The 18,914-nt window shown below is 68.5% G+C and carries 18 protein-coding genes; 5 read left to right on the forward strand and 13 right to left on the reverse strand.

Annotated elements, in window-relative coordinates; genetic code table 11:
* The first annotated feature begins 74 nt into the window (after window positions 1–74).
* Window positions 75–1,352, forward strand: a complete 1,278-nt coding sequence (locus KYX17_RS15805; RefSeq protein ID WP_243227894.1) for a DUF349 domain-containing protein — start codon at window positions 75–77, stop codon at window positions 1,350–1,352.
* A 92-nt stretch (window positions 1,353–1,444) separates the two neighbouring features.
* Window positions 1,445–1,987, forward strand: a complete 543-nt coding sequence (locus KYX17_RS15810) for a type IV toxin-antitoxin system AbiEi family antitoxin (RefSeq protein ID WP_243227895.1) — start codon at window positions 1,445–1,447, stop codon at window positions 1,985–1,987.
* On the opposite strand, the gene KYX17_RS15815 is transcribed toward KYX17_RS15810, so the two are convergent.
* From KYX17_RS15815 to pdxS, 10 genes are all read right to left on the reverse strand, one after another.
* Window positions 1,974–4,229 carry a bifunctional (p)ppGpp synthetase/guanosine-3',5'-bis(diphosphate) 3'-pyrophosphohydrolase gene (locus KYX17_RS15815; protein ID WP_243227896.1) on the reverse strand — a complete coding sequence of 752 codons (2,256 nt, stop codon included), beginning with the start codon at window positions 4,227–4,229 and terminating at the stop codon, window positions 1,974–1,976. The two genes, KYX17_RS15810 and KYX17_RS15815, sit on opposite strands and share 14 nt — an antisense overlap.
* A 54-nt stretch (window positions 4,230–4,283) precedes the next feature.
* Window positions 4,284–5,273, reverse strand: coding sequence for a protein translocase subunit SecF (secF, locus tag KYX17_RS15820; RefSeq protein WP_243227897.1), 990 nt, complete (start codon window positions 5,271–5,273; stop codon window positions 4,284–4,286).
* Complete coding sequence (gene secD / locus KYX17_RS15825; protein WP_243227898.1) at window positions 5,273–7,018, reverse strand: protein translocase subunit SecD; 1,746 nt, start codon at window positions 7,016–7,018, stop codon at window positions 5,273–5,275. The genes secF and secD overlap by 1 nt, the downstream gene beginning before the upstream one ends.
* A gap of 38 nt (window positions 7,019–7,056) precedes the next feature.
* Window positions 7,057–7,512 (reverse strand): preprotein translocase subunit YajC, encoded by a 456-nt coding sequence (gene yajC, locus KYX17_RS15830; RefSeq protein WP_243227899.1) that lies wholly within the window; start codon window positions 7,510–7,512, stop codon window positions 7,057–7,059.
* 80 nt (window positions 7,513–7,592) lie between these two features.
* On the reverse strand, window positions 7,593–8,621 hold the full coding sequence (gene ruvB / locus KYX17_RS15835) for a Holliday junction branch migration DNA helicase RuvB (protein ID WP_243227900.1): 1,029 nt from the start codon (window positions 8,619–8,621) through the stop codon (window positions 7,593–7,595).
* Window positions 8,614–9,228 carry a Holliday junction branch migration protein RuvA gene (gene ruvA / locus KYX17_RS15840; RefSeq protein ID WP_243227901.1) on the reverse strand — a complete coding sequence of 205 codons (615 nt, stop codon included), beginning with the start codon at window positions 9,226–9,228 and terminating at the stop codon, window positions 8,614–8,616. The genes ruvB and ruvA overlap by 8 nt, the downstream gene beginning before the upstream one ends.
* A 46-nt stretch (window positions 9,229–9,274) precedes the next feature.
* Complete coding sequence (gene ruvC / locus KYX17_RS15845) at window positions 9,275–9,841, reverse strand: crossover junction endodeoxyribonuclease RuvC (protein WP_243227902.1); 567 nt, start codon at window positions 9,839–9,841, stop codon at window positions 9,275–9,277.
* A 58-nt stretch (window positions 9,842–9,899) separates the two neighbouring features.
* A complete protein-coding gene (locus KYX17_RS15850; protein WP_243227903.1) occupies window positions 9,900–10,658 on the reverse strand; it encodes a YebC/PmpR family DNA-binding transcriptional regulator in 759 nt (252 codons plus the stop codon).
* A gap of 41 nt (window positions 10,659–10,699) precedes the next feature.
* The gene (gene pdxT / locus KYX17_RS15855; protein ID WP_243227904.1) at window positions 10,700–11,302 is read right to left on the reverse strand and encodes a pyridoxal 5'-phosphate synthase glutaminase subunit PdxT; all 603 of its coding nucleotides are present in this window, start codon (window positions 11,300–11,302) and stop codon (window positions 10,700–10,702) included.
* On the reverse strand, window positions 11,292–12,182 hold the full coding sequence (gene pdxS / locus KYX17_RS15860) for a pyridoxal 5'-phosphate synthase lyase subunit PdxS (RefSeq protein ID WP_243227905.1): 891 nt from the start codon (window positions 12,180–12,182) through the stop codon (window positions 11,292–11,294). The genes pdxT and pdxS overlap by 11 nt, the downstream gene beginning before the upstream one ends.
* Before the next feature lie 85 nt (window positions 12,183–12,267).
* Between pdxS and KYX17_RS15865 the strand changes: the two genes are divergently transcribed.
* Both KYX17_RS15865 and pdxY read left to right on the forward strand, forming a co-directional pair.
* Entirely contained in the window at window positions 12,268–13,614 is a 1,347-nt protein-coding gene (locus KYX17_RS15865; RefSeq protein WP_243227906.1) for an aminotransferase class I/II-fold pyridoxal phosphate-dependent enzyme, read from the forward strand.
* Between the two features lie 7 nt (window positions 13,615–13,621).
* The gene (gene pdxY / locus KYX17_RS15870) at window positions 13,622–14,473 is read left to right on the forward strand and encodes a pyridoxal kinase PdxY (RefSeq protein ID WP_243227907.1); all 852 of its coding nucleotides are present in this window, start codon (window positions 13,622–13,624) and stop codon (window positions 14,471–14,473) included.
* Window positions 14,474–14,479: 6 nt separating this feature from the next.
* Here the strand turns inward: pdxY and KYX17_RS15875 are convergent, their stop codons facing one another.
* The 3 genes from KYX17_RS15875 to thrS form a co-directional block, all read right to left on the reverse strand.
* On the reverse strand, window positions 14,480–15,052 hold the full coding sequence (locus tag KYX17_RS15875; RefSeq protein ID WP_243227908.1) for a hypothetical protein: 573 nt from the start codon (window positions 15,050–15,052) through the stop codon (window positions 14,480–14,482).
* 81 nt (window positions 15,053–15,133) lie between these two features.
* Window positions 15,134–15,691: an HIT domain-containing protein gene (locus KYX17_RS15880; protein ID WP_243227909.1), complete on the reverse strand. Its 558-nt coding sequence runs from the start codon at window positions 15,689–15,691 to the stop codon at window positions 15,134–15,136.
* Window positions 15,688–17,694, reverse strand: coding sequence for a threonine--tRNA ligase (gene thrS, locus KYX17_RS15885; protein ID WP_243227910.1), 2,007 nt, complete (start codon window positions 17,692–17,694; stop codon window positions 15,688–15,690). The genes KYX17_RS15880 and thrS overlap by 4 nt, the downstream gene beginning before the upstream one ends.
* A 63-nt stretch (window positions 17,695–17,757) precedes the next feature.
* Between thrS and KYX17_RS15890 the strand changes: the two genes are divergently transcribed.
* Window positions 17,758–18,912: an SLC13 family permease gene (locus KYX17_RS15890; protein ID WP_243227911.1), complete on the forward strand. Its 1,155-nt coding sequence runs from the start codon at window positions 17,758–17,760 to the stop codon at window positions 18,910–18,912.
* Window positions 18,913–18,914: the final 2 nt, after the last annotated feature.

Below are 18,914 nucleotides of genomic sequence, written 5' to 3' on the forward strand. Positions count from 1 at the left end.
CACGGCGCCCGACCAGCTGGCGTACTAGGCTGAATCCGATTTCCCCCGCCGACGCGAGACGCTCGAGGTGCCCCGTGACTGCCGCGACAGACCACACCCCTGACCAGCCCGACACCACCGGGACCGCTGACGAGCCCTGGGGCCGGGTGGATGCCGACGGCACCGTTGCGGTGCGCGAGGGTGCGAACTGGCGCGTCGTCGGGCAGTACCCCGACGGGACCCCGGATGAGGCGTTGGCGTACTTCGTCCGCAAATACACCGACCTCGCCAGCGAGGTGACGCTCCTCGAGGTGCGTCACCGTCGCGGCGGCGCGTCGGCTTCGGACCTTCGGCACACGGCGAACACGCTGCGGGAGAAGGTCACGGACGCTGCGGCCGTCGGCGACCTCGAGGCGTTGCGCGCTCGGCTCGACGCCCTGGTCGCGTCCCTCGCCGAAGCCACCGCGCACGAGGCGGAGGCGGCGAAGGCCGCTGTCGACGAGGCACTCGCCCAGCGCACTGTGCTGGTCGAGCGGGCCGAAGCACTCGCGGCGCGCGACCCGAAGTCGCTGCAGTGGAAGCAGGTCACCGCAGAGCTCTCGGAGCTGTTCGATCAGTGGCAGAGCCAGCAGCAGAACGGCCCGCGCCTGCCGAAGTCCGCGTCGCAGCAGCTGTGGACGCGCTTCCGCGACGCACGCAGCACGCTCGAGCGTCATCGTCGCGCCTTCTACGCCGAGCTCGACGAGGTGCACAAGGCCGCCAAGGACCGCAAGACGCGCCTCGTGGAGCGCGCCGAGGCTCTTGCCCCGCGTGGCGAGGACGGCATCCCCCCCTACCGCGACCTCCTCGACGAGTGGAAGGCCGCGGGGCGCGCCGGCAAGCGCGTCGACGATGCGCTCTGGGCACGCTTCAAGGCCGCCGGTGATGCGCTCTACGGTGCGCGACAGGGCCGTGAGGCCGCCGAGGCCGAGGAGTCCAAGGAGCGGATCGTCGCCAAGCAGGCGCTGCTCGAGACCGCGAAGCCGATCGTCGACGAGAAGAACCTGACCACCGCACGTCAGCGCCTCACCGAGATCCAGCGTCAGTGGGATGAGATCGGACGCATCTTCCCGCGGGATCGCGAGCGCGCCCTCGACGACGAGCTCCGCAAGATCGAGCAGCACGTGCGCGGCCGCGAGGACGCCGAGTGGAAGCGCAACGAGCCGGAGACCACTGCCCGCGCCAACGACATGACCCGCCAGCTGACCGATGCCATCGAGAAGCTCGAGAGCGAACTGGCCGACGCGGAAGCCCGCAAGGATACGAAGGCTGCGAAGACGGCACGCGAGTCCCTCGAGGCCCGCAAGGCGTGGCTGCGCGCCATCGGCGGCTAACCGCGCCTCCTCCCGACCTCGACGCGCGGGGCCTGTCCACAGATCGGACGGGCCCCGCGCGGCTTCGCGTGCGATCGCGGCACACTGAGGCGATGGGCTCCCGTTTCCTCTACTTCCCGAGCGAGCTGCTCAGTCGAGCCGAGCTCACGGCCGCCTGCCTCGACGGGGATCTCGTCGGACTCGGCGAGGGCTTCGTCCCCGCGGACACGATCGAGACCGCGGCGATGCGGGCCGCATCCCTGCGCCCGCTCGTCGGCGAGCGGATGGCGGCGACCCACCGCAGCGCGGCCTGGGTCCACGGCTTGATAGACGAGGTGCCCGTCCGGCACGACCTGCAGCGCATCAGTGCGCACCGCCTGCACGAGCCGGTGGACCGACGCTTCATCTACCGCGATCCGCGCATCCCCGGCGAAGACCTGGTCCGCCTCGGCGGCGTTCCCGTCACCACGCCCGCTCGCACCATCGCCGATCTCGCGCGAGGCACCGACGAGACGGGGCATGCCCTCCTCGGGCAGTGCGCGGAGCGGGCACCACACGCCGCCCAGGGGGCCATCGCGTGGCTGGCGGCAAGACGACGCGTGCCCCGTCGCCTGGCCGCGCTCGCTCTGCTGGAGGGGCTCGTCAGGAAGAGGTGACGCGGTAGACGTCGTAGACGGCGTCGATGCGGCGCACCGCGTTCAGCACCCGGTCGAGGTGGACCGTGTCGCCCATCTCGAACACGAAACGGCTGAGAGCGAGACGATCGTTCGACGTGGACACCGTCGCGGAGAGGATGTTGACGTGGTGTTCGCTCAATACCCGCGTCACGTCGCTGAGCAGCCCCGAGCGATCGAGCGCCTCCACCTGGATCTGAACGAGGAACACGCTCTTCGTCGTCGGCGCCCACTCAACGTCGATCATGCGTTCGGGGTCCGACTCCAGCGACTTGACGTTGGTGCAGTCCGCACGGTGCACCGAGACGCCGCTCCCCCGCGTCACGAAGCCGACGATCTCGTCGCCCGGCACGGGGGTGCAGCACTTGGCGAGTTTGACGAGGATGTCGGGCGCACCGCGCACGAGCACTCCGGAATCGCCGTCGCGCGGCGCACGACCGCGGCCGATGTGGGGGATGTCGATCGGGCCGGTGGAGGTGTCGTTGTCCGCCGCAACGAGCGCCGTCACCTTCTCGATCACCGACTGGGTCGAGACGTGCCCCTCACCGACAGCTGCGTACAGCGCAGACACGTCCTCGTAGCGCAGCTGCTGCGCGACCTGCGTGAACGAGTCCTGGCTCATCAGGCGCTGCAGCGGCAGGTTCTGGCGCCGCATGGCTCGCGCGATCGATTCGCGACCCTGCTCGATGGCCTCTTCACGGCGTTCCTTGGTGAACCAGCCGCGGATCTTGTTGCGCGCGCGGGTGCTCTTGACGAACCCGAGCCAGTCCTGGCTGGGTCCTGCATCCGGATTCTTCGAGGTGAAGACCTCGACGACGTCGCCCGAATGCAGCTCGGACTCGAGAGGCACGAGCCGGCCGTTGACCTTCGAGCCCATCGTGCGGTGCCCGATCTCGGTGTGCACCGCGTACGCGAAGTCCACCGGCGTCGCGCCCGCCGGCAGACCGATCACCCGCCCCTTGGGGGTGAAGACGTAGACCTCTTTCGCACCGATCTCGAACCGCAGCGAATCGAGGAACTCGCCCGGATCGGCGGTCTCGGCCTGCCAGTCGGAGATGTGGGCGAGCCAGGCCATGTCGGCGTCGACGGCCTTTGTGTCGGTCTTGGCGCCCGACATGCGCTCCTTGTACTTCCAGTGCGCCGCGACACCGAACTCGGCCTGCTGGTGCATCTCGTTCGTGCGGATCTGGATCTCGACCGTGCGCCCGTTCGGGCCGATCACCGTCGTGTGCAGCGATTGGTACAGGTTGAACTTGGGCGTGGCGATGTAGTCCTTGAAGCGTCCCGGGAGCGGGGTCCACCGCGCGTGGAGCGCGCCGAGCACGGCGTAGCAGTCGCGGACGGTCGCGACGATCACCCGGATGCCGATCAGGTCGTAGATGTCGTCGAACTCACGCCCCCGAACGACCATCTTCTGGTAGACGGAGTACAGCTGCTTCGGTCGGCCCGCCACGCGTCCGCGGATGCGCAGCTCGCGCAGATCCTCTTCGACCGCGTTGATGACGTTCTGCAGGTACTGCTCGCGCTGGGGCGTGCGCTGCTTGACGAGGCTGTCGATCTCGACGTAGAGCTTCGGGTGGAGCACGGCGAACGAGAGGTCCTCGAGTTCGGACTTGATGGCCTGGATGCCGAGCCGATGCGCGAGGGGCGCGTAGATCTCGAGGGTCTCGGTCGCCTTCTTCGAGGCCTTCTCGGGGGGCACGAAACCCCACGTGCGGGCGTTGTGCAGGCGGTCCGCGAGCTTGATGACGAGCACGCGGATGTCGCGAGACATCGCCACGATCATCTTGCGGACGGTCTCTGCCTGCGCGCTCTCGCCGTACTTGACCTTGTCGAGCTTCGTGACTCCGTCGACGAGCATCGCGACCTCGTCGCCGAACTCGGCACTCAGCTCGTCGAGCCGGTATCCGGTGTCCTCCACCGTGTCGTGCAGGAGAGCCGCGGCGACAGCCTTCGGCCCCAGTCCGAGATCGGCCAGGATCTGGGCCACCGCGAGCGGATGCGTGATGTAGGGCTCGCCGCTCTGCCGCTTCTGTCCCTCGTGCGCCCGCGCCGCCACCACGTACGCACGCTCGACGATCGCGAGATCGCCCTTGGGATGGTGCGTCCGAACCGTGCGGACGAGCTTGTCGACATCGTCGCGACGAGCGGCGCGCGAGAAGATCCGCGGGATCAGGCGGCGCAGCGACGAACTCTGGGCGCCCGCGGGAAGCGTCTCGGCCATGCCTCGATCACCACCCTTCGCCCGGTCGGATCATTTTACGCGCGTGCGACCCGATCAGGCTTCGACGACGGCACGCTCGCGTGCCGACCGCACCCGCGCATCGCTCGCCTTGACCTTCGCCTCTCCCTCGCGGAAAAGGCTGTACAGCGGCGCGGCGAGGAACAGCGTCGAGTACGCGGCGACGATGGTTCCCACGAAGATCGACAGCGAGATGTCCGTGAGGGTCTGCGCACCGAGCCAGAAGGCACCGATGAACAGGATCGCGCCGGTCGGCAGAATGGCGACCACGGTCGTGTTGATCGAGCGGATGAGGGTCTGGTTGACCGCGAGGTTCACGGACTCTCCGAACGTGCGGGCAGAGATCTCCCCGTCATCCCGCGTGTTCTCTCTGATCTTGTCGAAGACGACGGTGATGTCGTAGAGCGAGTACGCGAGGATCGTGAGGAATCCGATGACGGCAGCCGGCGAGATCGGGAATCCGAACACCGCATAGATGCCGACCGTGACGACGAGCACGTCGACGACGCCGATGATGGCGGCCGCGGACATCTTCCAGGTGCGGAAGTACAGGGCCAGGATGACGAAGGTCAGCGTGAGGAAGATCACCAGGCCCCACAGGGACTGCCGCGTCACTCCCTCACCCCAGCTCGGGCCGATGAACGACGACGTGACGTCTGCGGCGGGCACGTTGTAGGCCTCCGCGAGCGCCTCGGACACGCGCTGCGTCTCGTCGTTGGACATCTGGTCGGTCTGCACCCGGACGGAGTCCGCCCCCACCGTGGTGACGCGCGTCTCGGCGTTCGGTACGACGGACTGTACGGCACTCGTGGCGATGGCCTGGTCGGGGTTGGTCAGTTCGTTGATCGTGAACTGGGACCCGCCGGTGAACTCGATCGAGAACTCGATCGGGCGAAACAGCGGTACCAGCGCGGAGGCGATGACGAGCACGGCGCCGATGAGGAACCAGAGTCGGCGACGGCCGACGAACGGGAACGAGGTCTTGCCGGTGTAGAGGTCGTTACCGACCTGGGACATCGAGCGCATCAGCTGCGACCGCCCTTCGTCTGGGACGCGGTTTCGTCCGCGGATGTGGAACCGGCATCCCCCTGCTGGGCGGCGCGCTTGCGCTCGGCGATGGTCTGGCGGCGCTCTGCCTCGCCGCGGGAGCGCGCGACGCGACCCGTCTGGGCCACCGGGGCGCGGAACTGCGCGCGACCGCGATAGACCGCGCCGAGCGCCGTCGGATCCAGTCCCGAGAGCGGGTGGCCGGAGCCGAAGAACCGGGTGCGAGCCAGCAACTGCATCACGGGGTGCGTGAACAGGATGAAGATGAGCACGTCAATGACGGTCGTGAGGCCCAGCGTGAACGCGAAGCCCTTCACCGTCGCATCCGCGAGGATGTAGAGCACGACGGCGGCCAGCACGTTGATCGACTTCGAGATGTAGATCGTGCGCTTGGCGCGGCTCCACCCGTCCTCGACCGCCGCGGTGATCGACTTGCCGTCGCGCAGCTCATCCCTGATGCGCTCGAAGTAGATGATGAACGAGTCCGCGGTGAATCCGATGGACACGATCACACCCGCGACACCGGCCAGCGACAGGCGGTACCCCATGCGCCAAGCCAGGATGCAGAGCGTGATGTACGTCAGCACGCCCATGACCACGAGCGACGCCATGATCACCATGCCGAGCGCTCGGTAGACCGTCAGCGAGTAGACCGCGACGAGAGCCAGACCGATGAGGCCGGCGATCAGGCCGATCATCAGCTGCTGAGAGCCGAGGGTGGCCGAGATCGTGTCGGAGCTCTGCACCGTGAAGCTCAACGGCAGAGCGCCGTACTTGAGCTGGTCCGCCAGCGTCTTCGCACTCTCCTGCGTGAAGGAACCGGTGATCTGCGGCTTGCCGTCGGTGATGATGCCGTTCATCGACGGGGCCGACAGCACGGTGCCGTCGAGCACGAACGCGAACTGGTTCAGCGGCCGCTGGAGGGGGTACAGCCGCTGGCTGATCTCGGTGAACTTCGCGGTGCCCTCGGCGTTGAAGACGAGGTTGACCGCCCACTGGCCGTTGTTCTGCACGACCCCCGAGCTGGCGTCGGCGACGTCGTCGCCCTTGATCTCGACGGGGCCGAGGATGTACTTCGCCGTGCCGTCCGTCGAACAGGTGATCAGGGGGTCGCCGTCGGGAGCGTTCGCGGGATCGTTCGTGGGATTGGCGCAGTCGTATGCCTGGAACTCCGCCTGCAGCTTGGGGGTGATCCACGCGATGTCGCTGCCGTTCGTGGGCGACGCAGTGGGCGTGGCCTCGAGCGAGGGATCGGGCGTCGGATACGGCGTGGCCGTGCCGTCCTGACCGATGAAGCTGCCGCTGACCTCGCCCGATTCGACGAGCACGGGCCGCAGCTGCAACTGGGCCGAGTCCTGGATGCGCTGACGCGTCTCCTCGTCGGCCTCACCCGGGATCTGGACGACGACGTTGCGTCCGCCCTCGGTCGTCACATCCGCTTCGCCGACGCCGGAGGCGTCGACGCGCTGGCGGATGATGGTGACGGCCTGGGTCATCTGCTCACCGCTCGGAGCGGCGCCGTCGGCGGTCTGCGCCGCCAGGATGATCTGCGTGCCGCCCTGCAGGTCCAGGGCGAGCTCCGGAGACCAGGAGCTCGCGGGAGCCCCGGCGGAGGTCTTGAACACGTAGACGCCCAGGGCGTTGACGCCGAAGAGCACAGCGGTCACCGCAAGGAGCCCGATGAGGGCGCGCCAGGCGTGACGGACGGGAGTGGATGTCGCCACGGACGATCAGCTTTCTCGTGCAGGAAGGGACGGAGGTGTCAGGCCTCGGGCTTGTCCTTCTTGTCGTTGTCGACCTCGTCGCTCGACGACGAGTACTTGTGGTCGTCACTGATCGAGGTGATGTCGCCGTCGGCGACGCCGGCGATGTACTCGGCCTCGCTCGCCTCGGCCTCGATGAACTCGTCCTCGGTCACGACGCCCTCGGCGGGGTCGACGACGCGGAGGATGGCCTGGCTGTGCACCTTGATCTCGACGCCGGGGGCGATCTCGATGAGTGCTGGCTGGTCGAGGTTCTCGGGGTCGAACGCGACGATGGTTCCGTACAGACCGCCCTGCAGCAGCACCTCGGCGCCGGGAACGGTCTGGCGGGCCTTCTGCTCCTGCTCGGCCTTCGCCTTCTGCATGCGGCGACGCGAGCTCCAGAACATGAAGATCAGGAGGATCACCAGCAGGATGATCAGACCGTAGTTGGCGAAGAAGGTCGCGAAGTCCATGAAGAGGAGGGGCCCTTTCCGGGGCAGCGCGAACCGGGTCCAGCGCTGGTCGAGTCAGTTGCGGCGAAAGCCTTCAGCGATTATAGGTCATCGAGCCGCAGGGCTCCGGTCGGATGCGGCACGCCCAGGTGGCCGTAGGCCTCGGGAGTGGCCACGCGCCCCCGTGGCGTGCGACCCATGAAGCCGATCCGCACCAGGTAGGGCTCGACGACCGACTCGATCGTGTCCGCCTCCTCACCCACCGCGACGGCGAGGGTGCTCAGGCCCACGGGGCCGCCGCGGAAGCGACGGATGAGCGCGTCCAGCACGGCCCGGTCGAGCCGGTCGAGACCGATCGGATCGACGTCGTACAGTTCGAGAGCCGCATCCACGCTGGCGAGATCGCCCGATCCCCCATCGCCGTAGACGATGAGGTAGTCGCGCACTCGTCGCAGCAGTCGGTTCGCGATACGCGGCGTTCCGCGCGAGCGGCGGGCGATCTCGGAGCGCGCCGTGGCCGGCAGATCGACGCCGAGCATCGTGGCCGAGCGGGCGATGACCCGTTCGAGCTCCTCGGGCTCGTAGTACTCGAGGTGCGCGGTGAAACCGAAGCGGTCGCGCAGCGGATTGGGGAGCAACCCGGACCGCGTGGTGGCACCCACGAGGGTGAAGGGCGCCAGATCGAGGGGGATGCTGGTCGCGCCGGCGCCCTTGCCGACCATGATGTCGATGCGGAAGTCCTCCATCGCGAGGTAGAGCATCTCCTCCGCGGAGCGCGCCATCCGGTGGATCTCGTCGATGAACAGCACCTCGCCGGGCGTCAACGACGACAGGAGCGCCGCGAGATCGCCGGCGTGCTGGATGGCGGGCCCGCTGGACATCCGCAGCGCACGGCCGCTCTCGTGCGCGACGATCATCGCGAGCGTCGTCTTGCCGAGCCCGGGAGGGCCGGAGAGCAGGATGTGGTCGGGCGGGCGCTGTTGGATGCGCGCCGCGTCGAGCAGGAGCTGCAGCTGTCCGCGCACCTTCTGCTGACCGACGAAGTCGGCCAGCGACTCCGGACGCAGCGCGCCCTCGATCGCGAGTTCGCTCTCGTCTGCGGGGGTACCCGCATCCCTCAGTTCATCCACGCAGCACCTCCCCACGGGCCGGGCCCAGTGCCGCCAGCGCACGGCGCAGCAGGGCGGCGACCGTGCGTTCGTCGGGTGCGTCGGCGATCACGACCGCCGCCGTCTCCGCGGCGACACGCTCGGACCATCCCAGACCCACGAGCGCCTGCGCGAGCTGAGCCACCAGATCGGTGGACGCAGCCGTCGAGCCCGTGGTGGATGCGGTCGGAGGCGCCAGTTTGCCGGCGAGCTGCACCACGATGAGCTTCGCCGTCTTGGGCCCGATCCCCGAGACCTTGCGGAAGGGGCCGTCGGCCTCGTCGGCCACCGCCTGGGCGATCTGGTCGATGCTGAGCTCCGCCAGCACACCGAGCGCGGACTTCGGTCCCACTCCGGACACCGCGATCAACGCCGCGAACACCGCGAGCTCTTCTCGGGTGCGAAAGCCGACGAGCGACAGGGCGTCCTCGCGGACGATCATGTGCGTGTGCAGCAGGATCTCGTCGCCCAGGTGTACCGCACGCGAGACGTCCGGCGTGACGGCGACGCTGTAGCCGACCCCCGCGACGTCCAGGACGAGGCCGTCGGAGGATGCGTGCGCGACGGTGCCGCGGAGCGAGGCGATCATGGGTGCGAGCCTATCCCGCTTCGCACCTTTGTTCGATTCGACACGCTCAGCGGCGCGCCTTCTCTGCCGCCCGCCACGCGCGCTGCGCCGGTGTGAGCGCCGCGTCCGTGACCGCCGCTGAACCGGCACTGCCACCGCGCCATGCGTGACACAGCGCGAGCGCCAGCGCATCCGCGGCATCGGCGGGCTGCGGGAGCGCGTCGAGTCTGAGAACCCGGGCCACCATCGTCTGGACCTGCAGCTTCTCCGCCGAACCGTATCCGGTGATCGCCGCTTTGACCTCGCTGGGCGTATGGGTCGCCGTACGCAGACCGTGCTCGGCGGCGATGAGGAGCGCGATGCCGCTGGCTTGCGCCGTCCCCATCACGGTGCTGCGGTTCTGCTGCGCGAACACGCGCTCGACGGCGACCACATCGGGGCGATGCTCCCGCACGGCGTCACGGAGCCCCTGCGCGATGAGGTGAAGGCGTTCGGCGACCGGCAGGTCGGGTGACGAGCGGATGACGCCGACGTGCACCAGGCTCGCACGACGGTCGGCCCCGACGTCCACGACGCCCACGCCGCAGCGCGTCAGGCCCGGGTCGACACCGAGCACACGCAGAGAAGAACCCACCCCGTCACGCTACGTGCCTCGCGGCGAGCCGGGGCCCCGACGCGCCCGCAATGCCCGCTTACTCGTCGGCCTCCAGCTCCGCCTGCACCTCGGGCGTCAGATCGAAGTTGCTGAACACGTTCTGCACGTCGTCGCTGTCCTCGAGGGCGTCGATCAGGCGGAACACCTTCCGCGCCGTCTCGGCGTCGACCTCGACCTTGAGGTTCGGGACGAACTCGACATCGGCCGATTCGTACTCGATGCCCGCGTCGGTCAGCGCGGTGCGCACCGACACGAGGTCGGACGCCTCGGTGATGACCTCGAAGCCCTGCGCGTGCGGCTCGATCTCCTCCGCGCCCGCCTCGAGGGCAGCCATCATGACGTCGTCCTCGCTCGTGCCCTCCTCGGCGACGACGATGACGCCCTTACGGGTGAAGTTGTAGGCGACCGAGCCGGGGTCGGCGAGCGTGCCGCCGTTGCGCGACAGGGCCGTGCGGACCTCTGCAGCGGCACGGTTCTTGTTGTCGGTCAGACACTCGATCATGAGGGCCACGCCGTTGGGACCGTAGCCCTCGTACATGATCGACGAGTACTCGACCGACTCGCCGCCGATGCCCGCTCCGCGCTTGATGGCGCGATCGATGTTGTCCTTGGGCACCGAGGTCTTCTTCGCCTTGAGCACCGCATCGAAGAGCGTCGGGTTGCCCGCGAGATCGGCGCCGCCCAGCTTCGCGGCGACCTCGATGTTCTTGATGAGCTTCGCCCACGACTTCGCGCGGCGGGCGTCGACGACGGCCTTCTTGTGCTTGGTGGTGGCCCATTTGGAGTGACCGGACATGAGTCTCCCGTGTTCAGCGGCTGGAAAGTCCAGCGTCGATCTTAGTTCAGCCGCGCGCGGACCCGCTCGAGGAGACGTTGGTGGAACCGCGTCTCGTCCGAGACCTCGGGGTGGAACGACGTCCCCAGCAGGTTGCCCCGCTCCACGGCCACCACACGTCCGTCGTCCAGCGTCGCCAGGATCTCGACACCCGCGCCGACGCGTTCGACCACGGGGGCGCGGATGAAGACGGCCTTCACCGGAGGTCCGCCGAAGGCCTCCACGTGCAGGTCGCTCTCGAACGAATCGAGCTGCGAGCCGAACGCATTGCGTCGCACGGCCACATCCAGTCCGCCGAAGCTCTGCTGACCCGGCAGACCGTCGAGCACGTCGTCGGCGAGCAGGATGAGCCCCGCACACGTCCCGTAGACCGGCAGCCCCTCGGCGATCGCCCGGCGCAGCGGGTCGCGCATCCCGAACGCCCGGCTCAGCTTGTCGATCACACTCGACTCGCCGCCCGGAATCACCAGGCCGTCCACCTCGGCGAGCTCGGCGGGCCGGCGAACCGTGCGCACCGCCGCGCCGAGGAGGCGGAGGATGCGCACGTGCTCGCGCACGTCGCCCTGGAGTGCCAGGACCCCGATACGCGGGGTGTCACCAGCCACGGTCGGCGAGGCGGTGCGGAGCGGGCAGGTCGGCGACGTTGATGCCGACCATCGCCTCGCCGAGTCCTCGTGAGGCTTCGGCGATGACGGCGGGGTCGTCGAAGAAGGTGGTCGCCTTCACGATCGCCGCCGCCCGCTGGGCGGGATTGCCGGACTTGAAGATCCCGGAGCCTACGAACACGCCGTCGGCTCCCAACTGCATCATGAAGGCGGCATCCGCCGGCGTCGCGACGCCGCCCGCGGTGAACAGGACGACCGGCAGCGTACCGGTGCGCGCGACCTCGGCGACGAGTTCATACGGAGCCTGCAGCTCCTTCGCCGCGACGTACAGCTCGTCGGCGCTCTTCGCGCCGAGAGCCGCGATCTCGCCGCGGATCGTGCGGATGTGCTTCGTGGCCTCCGACACGTCCCCCGTGCCGGCCTCCCCCTTGGACCGGATCATCGCCGCGCCCTCCGTGATTCGCCGCAGAGCCTCACCAAGGTTCGTCGCACCGCACACGAAGGGAACGGTGAAGCCCCACTTGTCGATGTGGTTGACGTAGTCCGCGGGCGAGAGCACCTCGGACTCGTCGACGTAGTCGACACCGAGCGCCTGCAGCACCTGAGCCTCTACGACGTGACCGATCCGCGCCTTCGCCATGACCGGGATCGACACCGCCGCGATGATCTCGTCGATCAGATCGGGATCGCTCATCCGCGCAACGCCGCCCTGCGCACGGATGTCGGCGGGGACGCGCTCGAGGGCCATGACGGCGACGGCTCCCGCGTCTTCCGCGATTCGGGCCTGCTCGGCGGTGACCACGTCCATGATCACGCCACCCTTCAGCATCTCGGCGAGTCCGCGCTTGACGCGCGTGGAACCGGTGAGGGAATAGGTCATCGGGTGCTCCTTCGTCGACGTCGCATCGCGCGACGTTTTGTCCTAGGCCAGAAAATAGCATGTCCTACGGCGTAGGCTGATCTCGATGTCTCTGTCTGACACGCGTCCCGAGATCCGCGGCTCCTCCGCCGCGGAGATCGCCGACAGCGTCCGCGCGCTCGTCGAGCGCGGCGAGCTCGCCCCAGGGCAGTCGCTTCCGCCGGTCCGCGCACTCGCCGAGTCGCTGGATGTCAACCGCAACACGGTCGCGGCGGCGTATCGGCTGCTCACTCAGGCGGGCACCGTCGTCACCCGCGGGCGCGGCGGCACGCTCGTCGCCGAGCCCGCCCCTGTCGCGCAAGAGGGCTTCGCCGCCGGCACCGTGCTCCGCGACGTGGGCACCGGCAATCCCGATCCCGACCGCATCCCGGATGCTGTTCCCGCGCTCACACGGATCGCACGCCGGCCCGTCCTCTACGGCGAGCCTGTCATCGACCCCGATCTCGAGGGGTGGGCCCGAGAGTGGGTCAGCGCCGACGTCGCGCCGTCGACGGTGCGCTTGACGATCACGAGCGGGGCGGTCGATGCCGTGGAGCGCCTGCTCGCGCAGGCGCTGACCCGGGACGACGCCGTCGCCCTCGAGGACCCCTGCTTCCTCGCCAGCATCCACACCGTGCGTCTCGGCGGCTATCGCGCGGTTCCGGTTCCCGTGGACGCCGAGGGGATGACCGTGGACGGGCTTCGCGCGGCGCTCGCTGCCGGCGTTCGCGCGATCGTCTGCACGCCGCGCGCCCAGAATCCGACCGGCGCGAGTCTGAGCGCCCGCCGAGCCGCCGAGCTGCGCGCGGTCCTGGAGAATCATCCCTACGTGCTGATCATCGAGGACGACCACTTCTCGCTGCTCTCCGCGCAGCCGTACCACTCGATCATCGGCGGTGACCACCGGCGCTGGGCGCTCGTGCGATCGGTGTCCAAGTTCCTCGGACCCGATATGTGTCTGGCCGTCGCCGCCTCGGATCCCGAGACGGCGGACCGACTCTCACTCCGACTCAGCCCCGGCACCACCTGGGTCAGCCACCTCCTGCAGCGACTCGCCGTCGCTCTCCTCGCCGACGACGCGGTCCACGGCGCCATCCGATCGACGGGACGGCACTACGCGGACCGCAACCGCGCGTTCGCCGAACGGGCGCGGGAGCACGGCTTCGCCGTCGAGCCCGGCGACGGTCTCAACCTGTGGGTCCCGCTCGGCGTGTCGGCCCGCGCGGTCGCCGAGCAGCTCATGCGACGCGGCTGGCTCGCGCGCACCGGCGACGAGTTCGTCCTCGCCGACGCACGAGCGACGCACCATGTGCGCCTGACGGTGCATGATCTCTCCGACGATGACGCCGACCGGCTCATCGCCGACCTCGCCGCGGCCGTGGATGCGGTCGCCGCCACCTCGAAGATGGGATGACTCCGCCGTGAAGGTACTTTCGATCCAGTCCGCCGTCGCCTACGGTCACGTTGGCAACTCCGCCGCGGTGTTCCCCCTCCAGCGCATCGGCGTCGAGGTGCTGCCGGTGTACACGGTGAACTTCTCGAACCACACCGGATACGGCGCTTGGCGAGGACCGCTCATCGCGCCGGACGACGTGCGCGAGGTCATCACGGGTATCGAGGAGCGCGGGGTCTTCGACAAGATCGACGTCATCCTGTCCGGATACCAGGGCTCCGAGGGCATCGCCGACGTGATCGTGGAGACCGTGGCGCGCGTGAAGGCTGCCAACCCGAACGCCGTGTACGCGTGCGACCCCGTCATGGGCAACGCCAAGTCCGGCTGTTTCGTCGCCCCCGCCATCCCGGAGCTCCTGCGCGAGAAGGTCGTGCCGGTGGCGGACATCATCACGCCCAATCAGTTCGAACTGGGCTTTCTCACCGGCACGGATCCGCACACGATCGAGGAGACCCTCGCTTCGGCGGATGCCGCCCGCGCGATGGGACCGGGGACGGTACTGGTCACGAGCGTCGAGCGCCCCGACCGCGAGGAGGGAACGATCGAGATGATGGCTGTGACGCCCCGGGGCGCCTGGATCGTGACGACCCCGCTGCTGCCGATGAAGGCGAACGGTTCCGGCGATGTGACCGCGGCATTGTTCACCGCGCACTACACGCGCACCGGCGATGCCGCGGATGCCCTCGCGCGCACCGCATCCAGCGTGTTCGACCTGCTGGAGGCGACGCACCGCTCGGGTGAGCGCGAGCTCCAGCTCGTGGAGTCGCAAGACGCCTACGCGCACCCGCGCCTTCAGTTCCCCGTGCGTCAGGTGCGCTGAGCCTGCTCAGCCGCCCGTGGATGCGCGGAAGGCGCTCTCCCACTGCGGAGCGTCGGCCGGGCACAAGAACCCGGTTCCGAACACCATGATGCTGACGACATTGCGCTCGGTGGTCGGGTCGCCGTTCGCCAGGGCCGAGATCAGCGGCGAGGTCGCGATGTGCGTGGCGTAAAGATCCGCGTCCACGTCATGCCCGTTGAGGATCGAGGTCTCGCAAGCGTCCAGCGCGAGGGCCAGGGTGATGCTCTCGATCTCCGGTGACCACGTGCCGCCCTGCGACTCGGTGTAGGCCCGCTGCTGCGAGATGAACTCCTGCTGCTCCGGCGTCTTCGGCGTCAGCATCGGGTCGCCGGGGATCTGTTGCTGAGCCTCGAAGAAGGCATCGCGCTCGGCGAAGACATCACCGTCGATCAGCTCGTCGGAGCCGGATTCGTCGGTGTTCTGGGTGGGCTCGCCCGAGGGAGAGAGTGCCTCGCCCGGTTCGCTGGATGCCGGCAGCGGAGTGAACTGGCACCCCGCCAGCGGCACCAGAGCCAGCAACAGCATGGGTGCGATGAGGCGGACCGAACGTGTGCGCATGAGAGACCCCCGGGCTCGTGGAACGATGCCCGCCACGCTATCGACAGCGGCCGGTCCGTGCCGGGGGCTTGTGGAGAACGCTCAGAGCGGCCAGGCGTCCGCGAGGGAGCGGCGCACGTCCCCGAGCAGCTGCGGCAGCGCTTTGGTGCGCGCGATGATGGGGAAGAAGTTCGCGTCGGTCGCCCATCGCGGAACGACGTGCTGATGAAGATGCCCCGCCACCCCGGCGCCGGCGACGGCGCCCTGATTCATCCCGATGTTGAACCCGTCGCACCGGGAGGTCTCGCGCAGCACGCGCATCGCCGTCTGGGTGAGCGCACCGATCTCGGCGACTTCCTCGGCATCCGCCTGGTCATAGGTCGGGATGTGGCGGTAGGGGCAGACCAGCAGATGGCCGGAGTTGTACGGGAACAGGTTCAGCAGGACGTAGGCGCGGACCCCGCGATGAACGATGAGTCCGTCCTCGTCGCTCTTGTGCGGCGCCGCGCAGAACGGGCACTGCTCGGAGTGCGGCTCGGGGCCGGCCTGGATGTACGCCATGCGGTGCGGAGTCCACAACCGCTGGAATTCATCCGGGACGCCGGGCAGATCGGATGCGGCGACCAGCGCCGCATCCGTCTGCTCCGGCTCTGTCGTCACGCGAGGTCCTCCGCGGTGTTGACGAGGACCTTGTCGGCGATCGCCCGCTGGATCATCGCGATCGCGTCGTCGACGGGAATCCCGTTGGTCTGCGTCCCGTCACGGAAGCGGAACGAGACGGTGCCGGCACTGCGGTCCTGCTCCCCCGCGATCAGCTGGATCGGGACCTTCTGCGTCGTGTGCGTGCGGATCTTCTTCTGCATCCGGTCGTCGGAGTGGTCGACCTCGGCCCGGACGCCCGATCCCTTGAGGCGGTCGACGATGCCGTCCAGGTAATCCGCGAACTGCTCCGCGACCGGGATGCCGACGACCTGCACGGGCGAGAGCCACACAGGGAAAGCCCCTGCGTAGTGCTCCAGCAGGATGGCGAAGAAGCGCTCGATCGAACCGAACAGGGCCCGGTGGATCATGATCGGGCGGTGCTTCTCGCCGTCGGGCCCCGTGTACTCGAGACCGAAGCGCTCGGGCAGGTTCGGGTCGACCTGCACGGTCGACAGCTGCCACGTGCGGCCGATCGCGTCGCGGGTCTTGAGGTCGATCTTCGGCCCGTAGAACGCGGCCTCGCCCGGCACTTCGGTGAGCTTCAGACCGCTCGCCATGGCGACGTTGCGCAGCGCATTCGTCGAGTACTCCCAGAACTCGTCCGAGCCGATCCATTTCGACTTCTCGTCGTCACGCATCGACAGCTCCAGCTCGAAGTCCTCGAGGCCGAAGTCGCGGAGCATCGAGATGACGAACTCCAGCACTCGGGTCGCCTCGGATTCGAGCTGCTCCGGGGTGACGAACAGGTGCGAGTCGTCCTGGGTGAACCCGCGCACGCGCGTGAGGCCGTGCAGGGCACCCGAGAGCTCGTTGCGGTAGACGGTGCCGTTCTCCGCGAGTCGCATCGGCAGGTCGCGGTAACTGCGGCCGCGCTCCTTGTAGATGAGGATGTGCATCGGACAGTTCATCGGCTTGAGGTAGTACTCCTGGCCGACCTTGGTGACGTTGCCCTCCGCGTCACGCTCCTCGTCCATGGTGATGGGCGGGAACATGCCCTCCCGGTAGGTCACCAGATGGTTGGAGGTGATGAACAGGTCTTCCTTGGAGATGTGCGGCGTGTAGACGTAGGTGTAGCCGCCTTCCACATGCCGACGCCTCGCGTGCTGCTCCATCTCGCCGCGGACGATGCCGCCCTTGGGATGCCAGACACTGAGGCCGGACCCGATCTCGTCGGGGAACGAGAACAGGTCGAGTTCTTTGCCGAGTTTGCGGTGGTCGCGCTTCGCCGCCTCCTCCAGTCGGTGCTGGTAGGCACGCAGGTCGTCCTTGGTCGCCCACGCGGTGCCGTAGATGCGCTGCAGCTGGGGGTTCTTCTCGCTGCCGCGCCAGTAAGCGCCGGCGATGCGCTGCAGATCCCAGCCATTGCCGATGACGCGGGTGCTCGGCACGTGGGGCCCGCGGCAGAGGTCCTTCCAGACCGTCTCACCATCGCGGTTCACGTTGTCGTAGATCGTCAGCTCGCCCGCACCGACCTCGACCGATGCCCCCTCGGCCGCTTCCTTCTTGCCGCCCTTCAACCCGATCAGCTCGAGCTTGAAAGGTTCGTCGGCGAGTTCCGCCCGCGCCTCGTCGTCCGTGACGACGCGGCGCACGAAACGCTGGTTCTCGCGGACGATCCGCTCCATCTCCTTCTTGATGGCCTTGACGTCCTCCGGGGTGAAGGGAGTGTCGGTGCCGAAGTCGTAGTAGAAGCCGTCGGTCACGGGCGGACCGATACCGAGGTTGGTCTGCGGCTTGATGCGCTGCACCGCCTGGGCGAGCACGTGCGCGGTGGAGTGCCGGAGGATGGCCAGGCCGTCCTCGGAGGAGATCGTGACCGGCTCGACGACGTCGGTCTCAGCGACCGTCGTCGCGAGGTCCTTCAGTTCGCCGTTCACGCGCAACGCGATGACAGAGCGGTCGGGGAAGAGGGCGAATCCGTCTACGGGGTAGGCGACGGCTGCCGGGGTCAGATCAGTCAAAGGACGCTCCTGAAGTGGGTCTCAATCGATCCTATCGAGCTTGCGCGGCGGCAAGATGGTGTCGTGAAGCTGGCTCTCATCGGCGGCGCGCTGCTGCTGGTCGGCATCGCCGCGGTCCTTTTCGGCATCCTCCCCGTGGATGCGGCTGTCGCGGTGGCCGAACGCATCCTCCCCGTCCTCGGCTTCGTCACCGCGATCACGGTCGTCGCGGAGCTCGCGACCCGTGTCGGTCTGTTCGATGTGCTGGGTGCATTCCTGGCCCGCCTCTCGCGCGGGCGCACCATTCTGCTCTGGCTTCTCGTGGTGGCGCTCGCGCTCGTGTCCACCGCCTTCCTCTCGCTCGACACCACGGCGGTGCTCCTGACCCCCGTCGTCGTCGCCGTCGCGAGGGCGAATGGGCTTCCGCCGCTGCCGTTCGCGTTCGCCACGGTGTGGCTCGCCAACACGGCATCGCTGTTTCTGCCGGTGTCGAATCTCACGAACCTGCTTGCCGCCCACAATCTCGAGGGGGGTACGGGAGCGTTCATCGGGCTGCTCGGACCTTCCGCACTGATCGCCGTGTTCGTCACCGTCACCCTGCTGTGGCTGCGCGACCGTCGTCAACTGCGCGGGCGTTTCTCCCCCGCCCGATCACCACACGTCGCCGACAGGGCCCTGCTGATCGCGGCCGGAGTGATCGTCGCAGTCATGCTGCCGCTGTTGGTCTCGGGCCTCGAGCCCTGGATCCCGGCCACATTCGCGGCGGTCCTGCTCGTCGGATTCGTCGCGTGGCGCTCACCACGCCTGCTCTCGCTGCGGCTCATCCCGTGGCAGCTCCTCGTCTTCGCGAGCGGTCTGCTCCTGGTCGCCTCGGCGGCGGATGCAGCCGGCCTGCTCGATCCCGTGTCGGCCGTCCTCAATGCCTCGGACCAGCCGTGGACCGTGTTCGCGGTCGCCGGTGCGGGCACCGTCGGTGCGAACGTCATCAACAACCTGCCCGCCTATCTGGCTCTCGAACCGGCGGTCGCCACATCCCCCATCCATCTCGCGGCCCTGCTCATCGGCGTCAACGCCGGTCCGCTCGTCACGCCATGGGCATCGCTGGCGACGCTGTTGTGGCACGAGCGGCTGCGATCCGAGGGCATCGAGGTGTCGTGGGGACGATTCATCCTGTGGGGTGCGCTGGCCGCTCCCCTTGTGGTGGGCCTCGCCACGCTTCCGCTGCTCTGGATGCGGTGAGC

The organism is Microbacterium sp. CIAB417 (assembly GCF_022788845.1).

Bases quoted from the DNA above. Each gene is read 5' to 3' on its own strand.
- KYX17_RS15810 (WP_243227895.1), top strand. From the start codon at position 1,445: ATGGGCTCCCGTTTCCTCTACTTCCCGAGCGAGCTGCTCAGTCGAGCC.
- KYX17_RS15815 (WP_243227896.1), bottom strand. From the start codon at position 4,229: ATGGCCGAGACGCTTCCCGCGGGCGCCCAGAGTTCGTCGCTGCGCCGC.
- secF (WP_243227897.1), bottom strand. From the start codon at position 5,273: ATGCGCTCGATGTCCCAGGTCGGTAACGACCTCTACACCGGCAAGACC.
- yajC (WP_243227899.1), bottom strand. From the start codon at position 7,512: ATGGACTTCGCGACCTTCTTCGCCAACTACGGTCTGATCATCCTGCTG.
- ruvA (WP_243227901.1), bottom strand. From the start codon at position 9,228: ATGATCGCCTCGCTCCGCGGCACCGTCGCGCACGCATCCTCCGACGGC.
- KYX17_RS15850 (WP_243227903.1), bottom strand. From the start codon at position 10,658: ATGTCCGGTCACTCCAAATGGGCCACCACCAAGCACAAGAAGGCCGTC.
- pdxS (WP_243227905.1), bottom strand. From the start codon at position 12,182: ATGACCTATTCCCTCACCGGTTCCACGCGCGTCAAGCGCGGACTCGCC.
- KYX17_RS15865 (WP_243227906.1), top strand. From the start codon at position 12,268: ATGTCTCTGTCTGACACGCGTCCCGAGATCCGCGGCTCCTCCGCCGCG.
- KYX17_RS15875 (WP_243227908.1), bottom strand. From the start codon at position 15,052: ATGCGCACACGTTCGGTCCGCCTCATCGCACCCATGCTGTTGCTGGCT.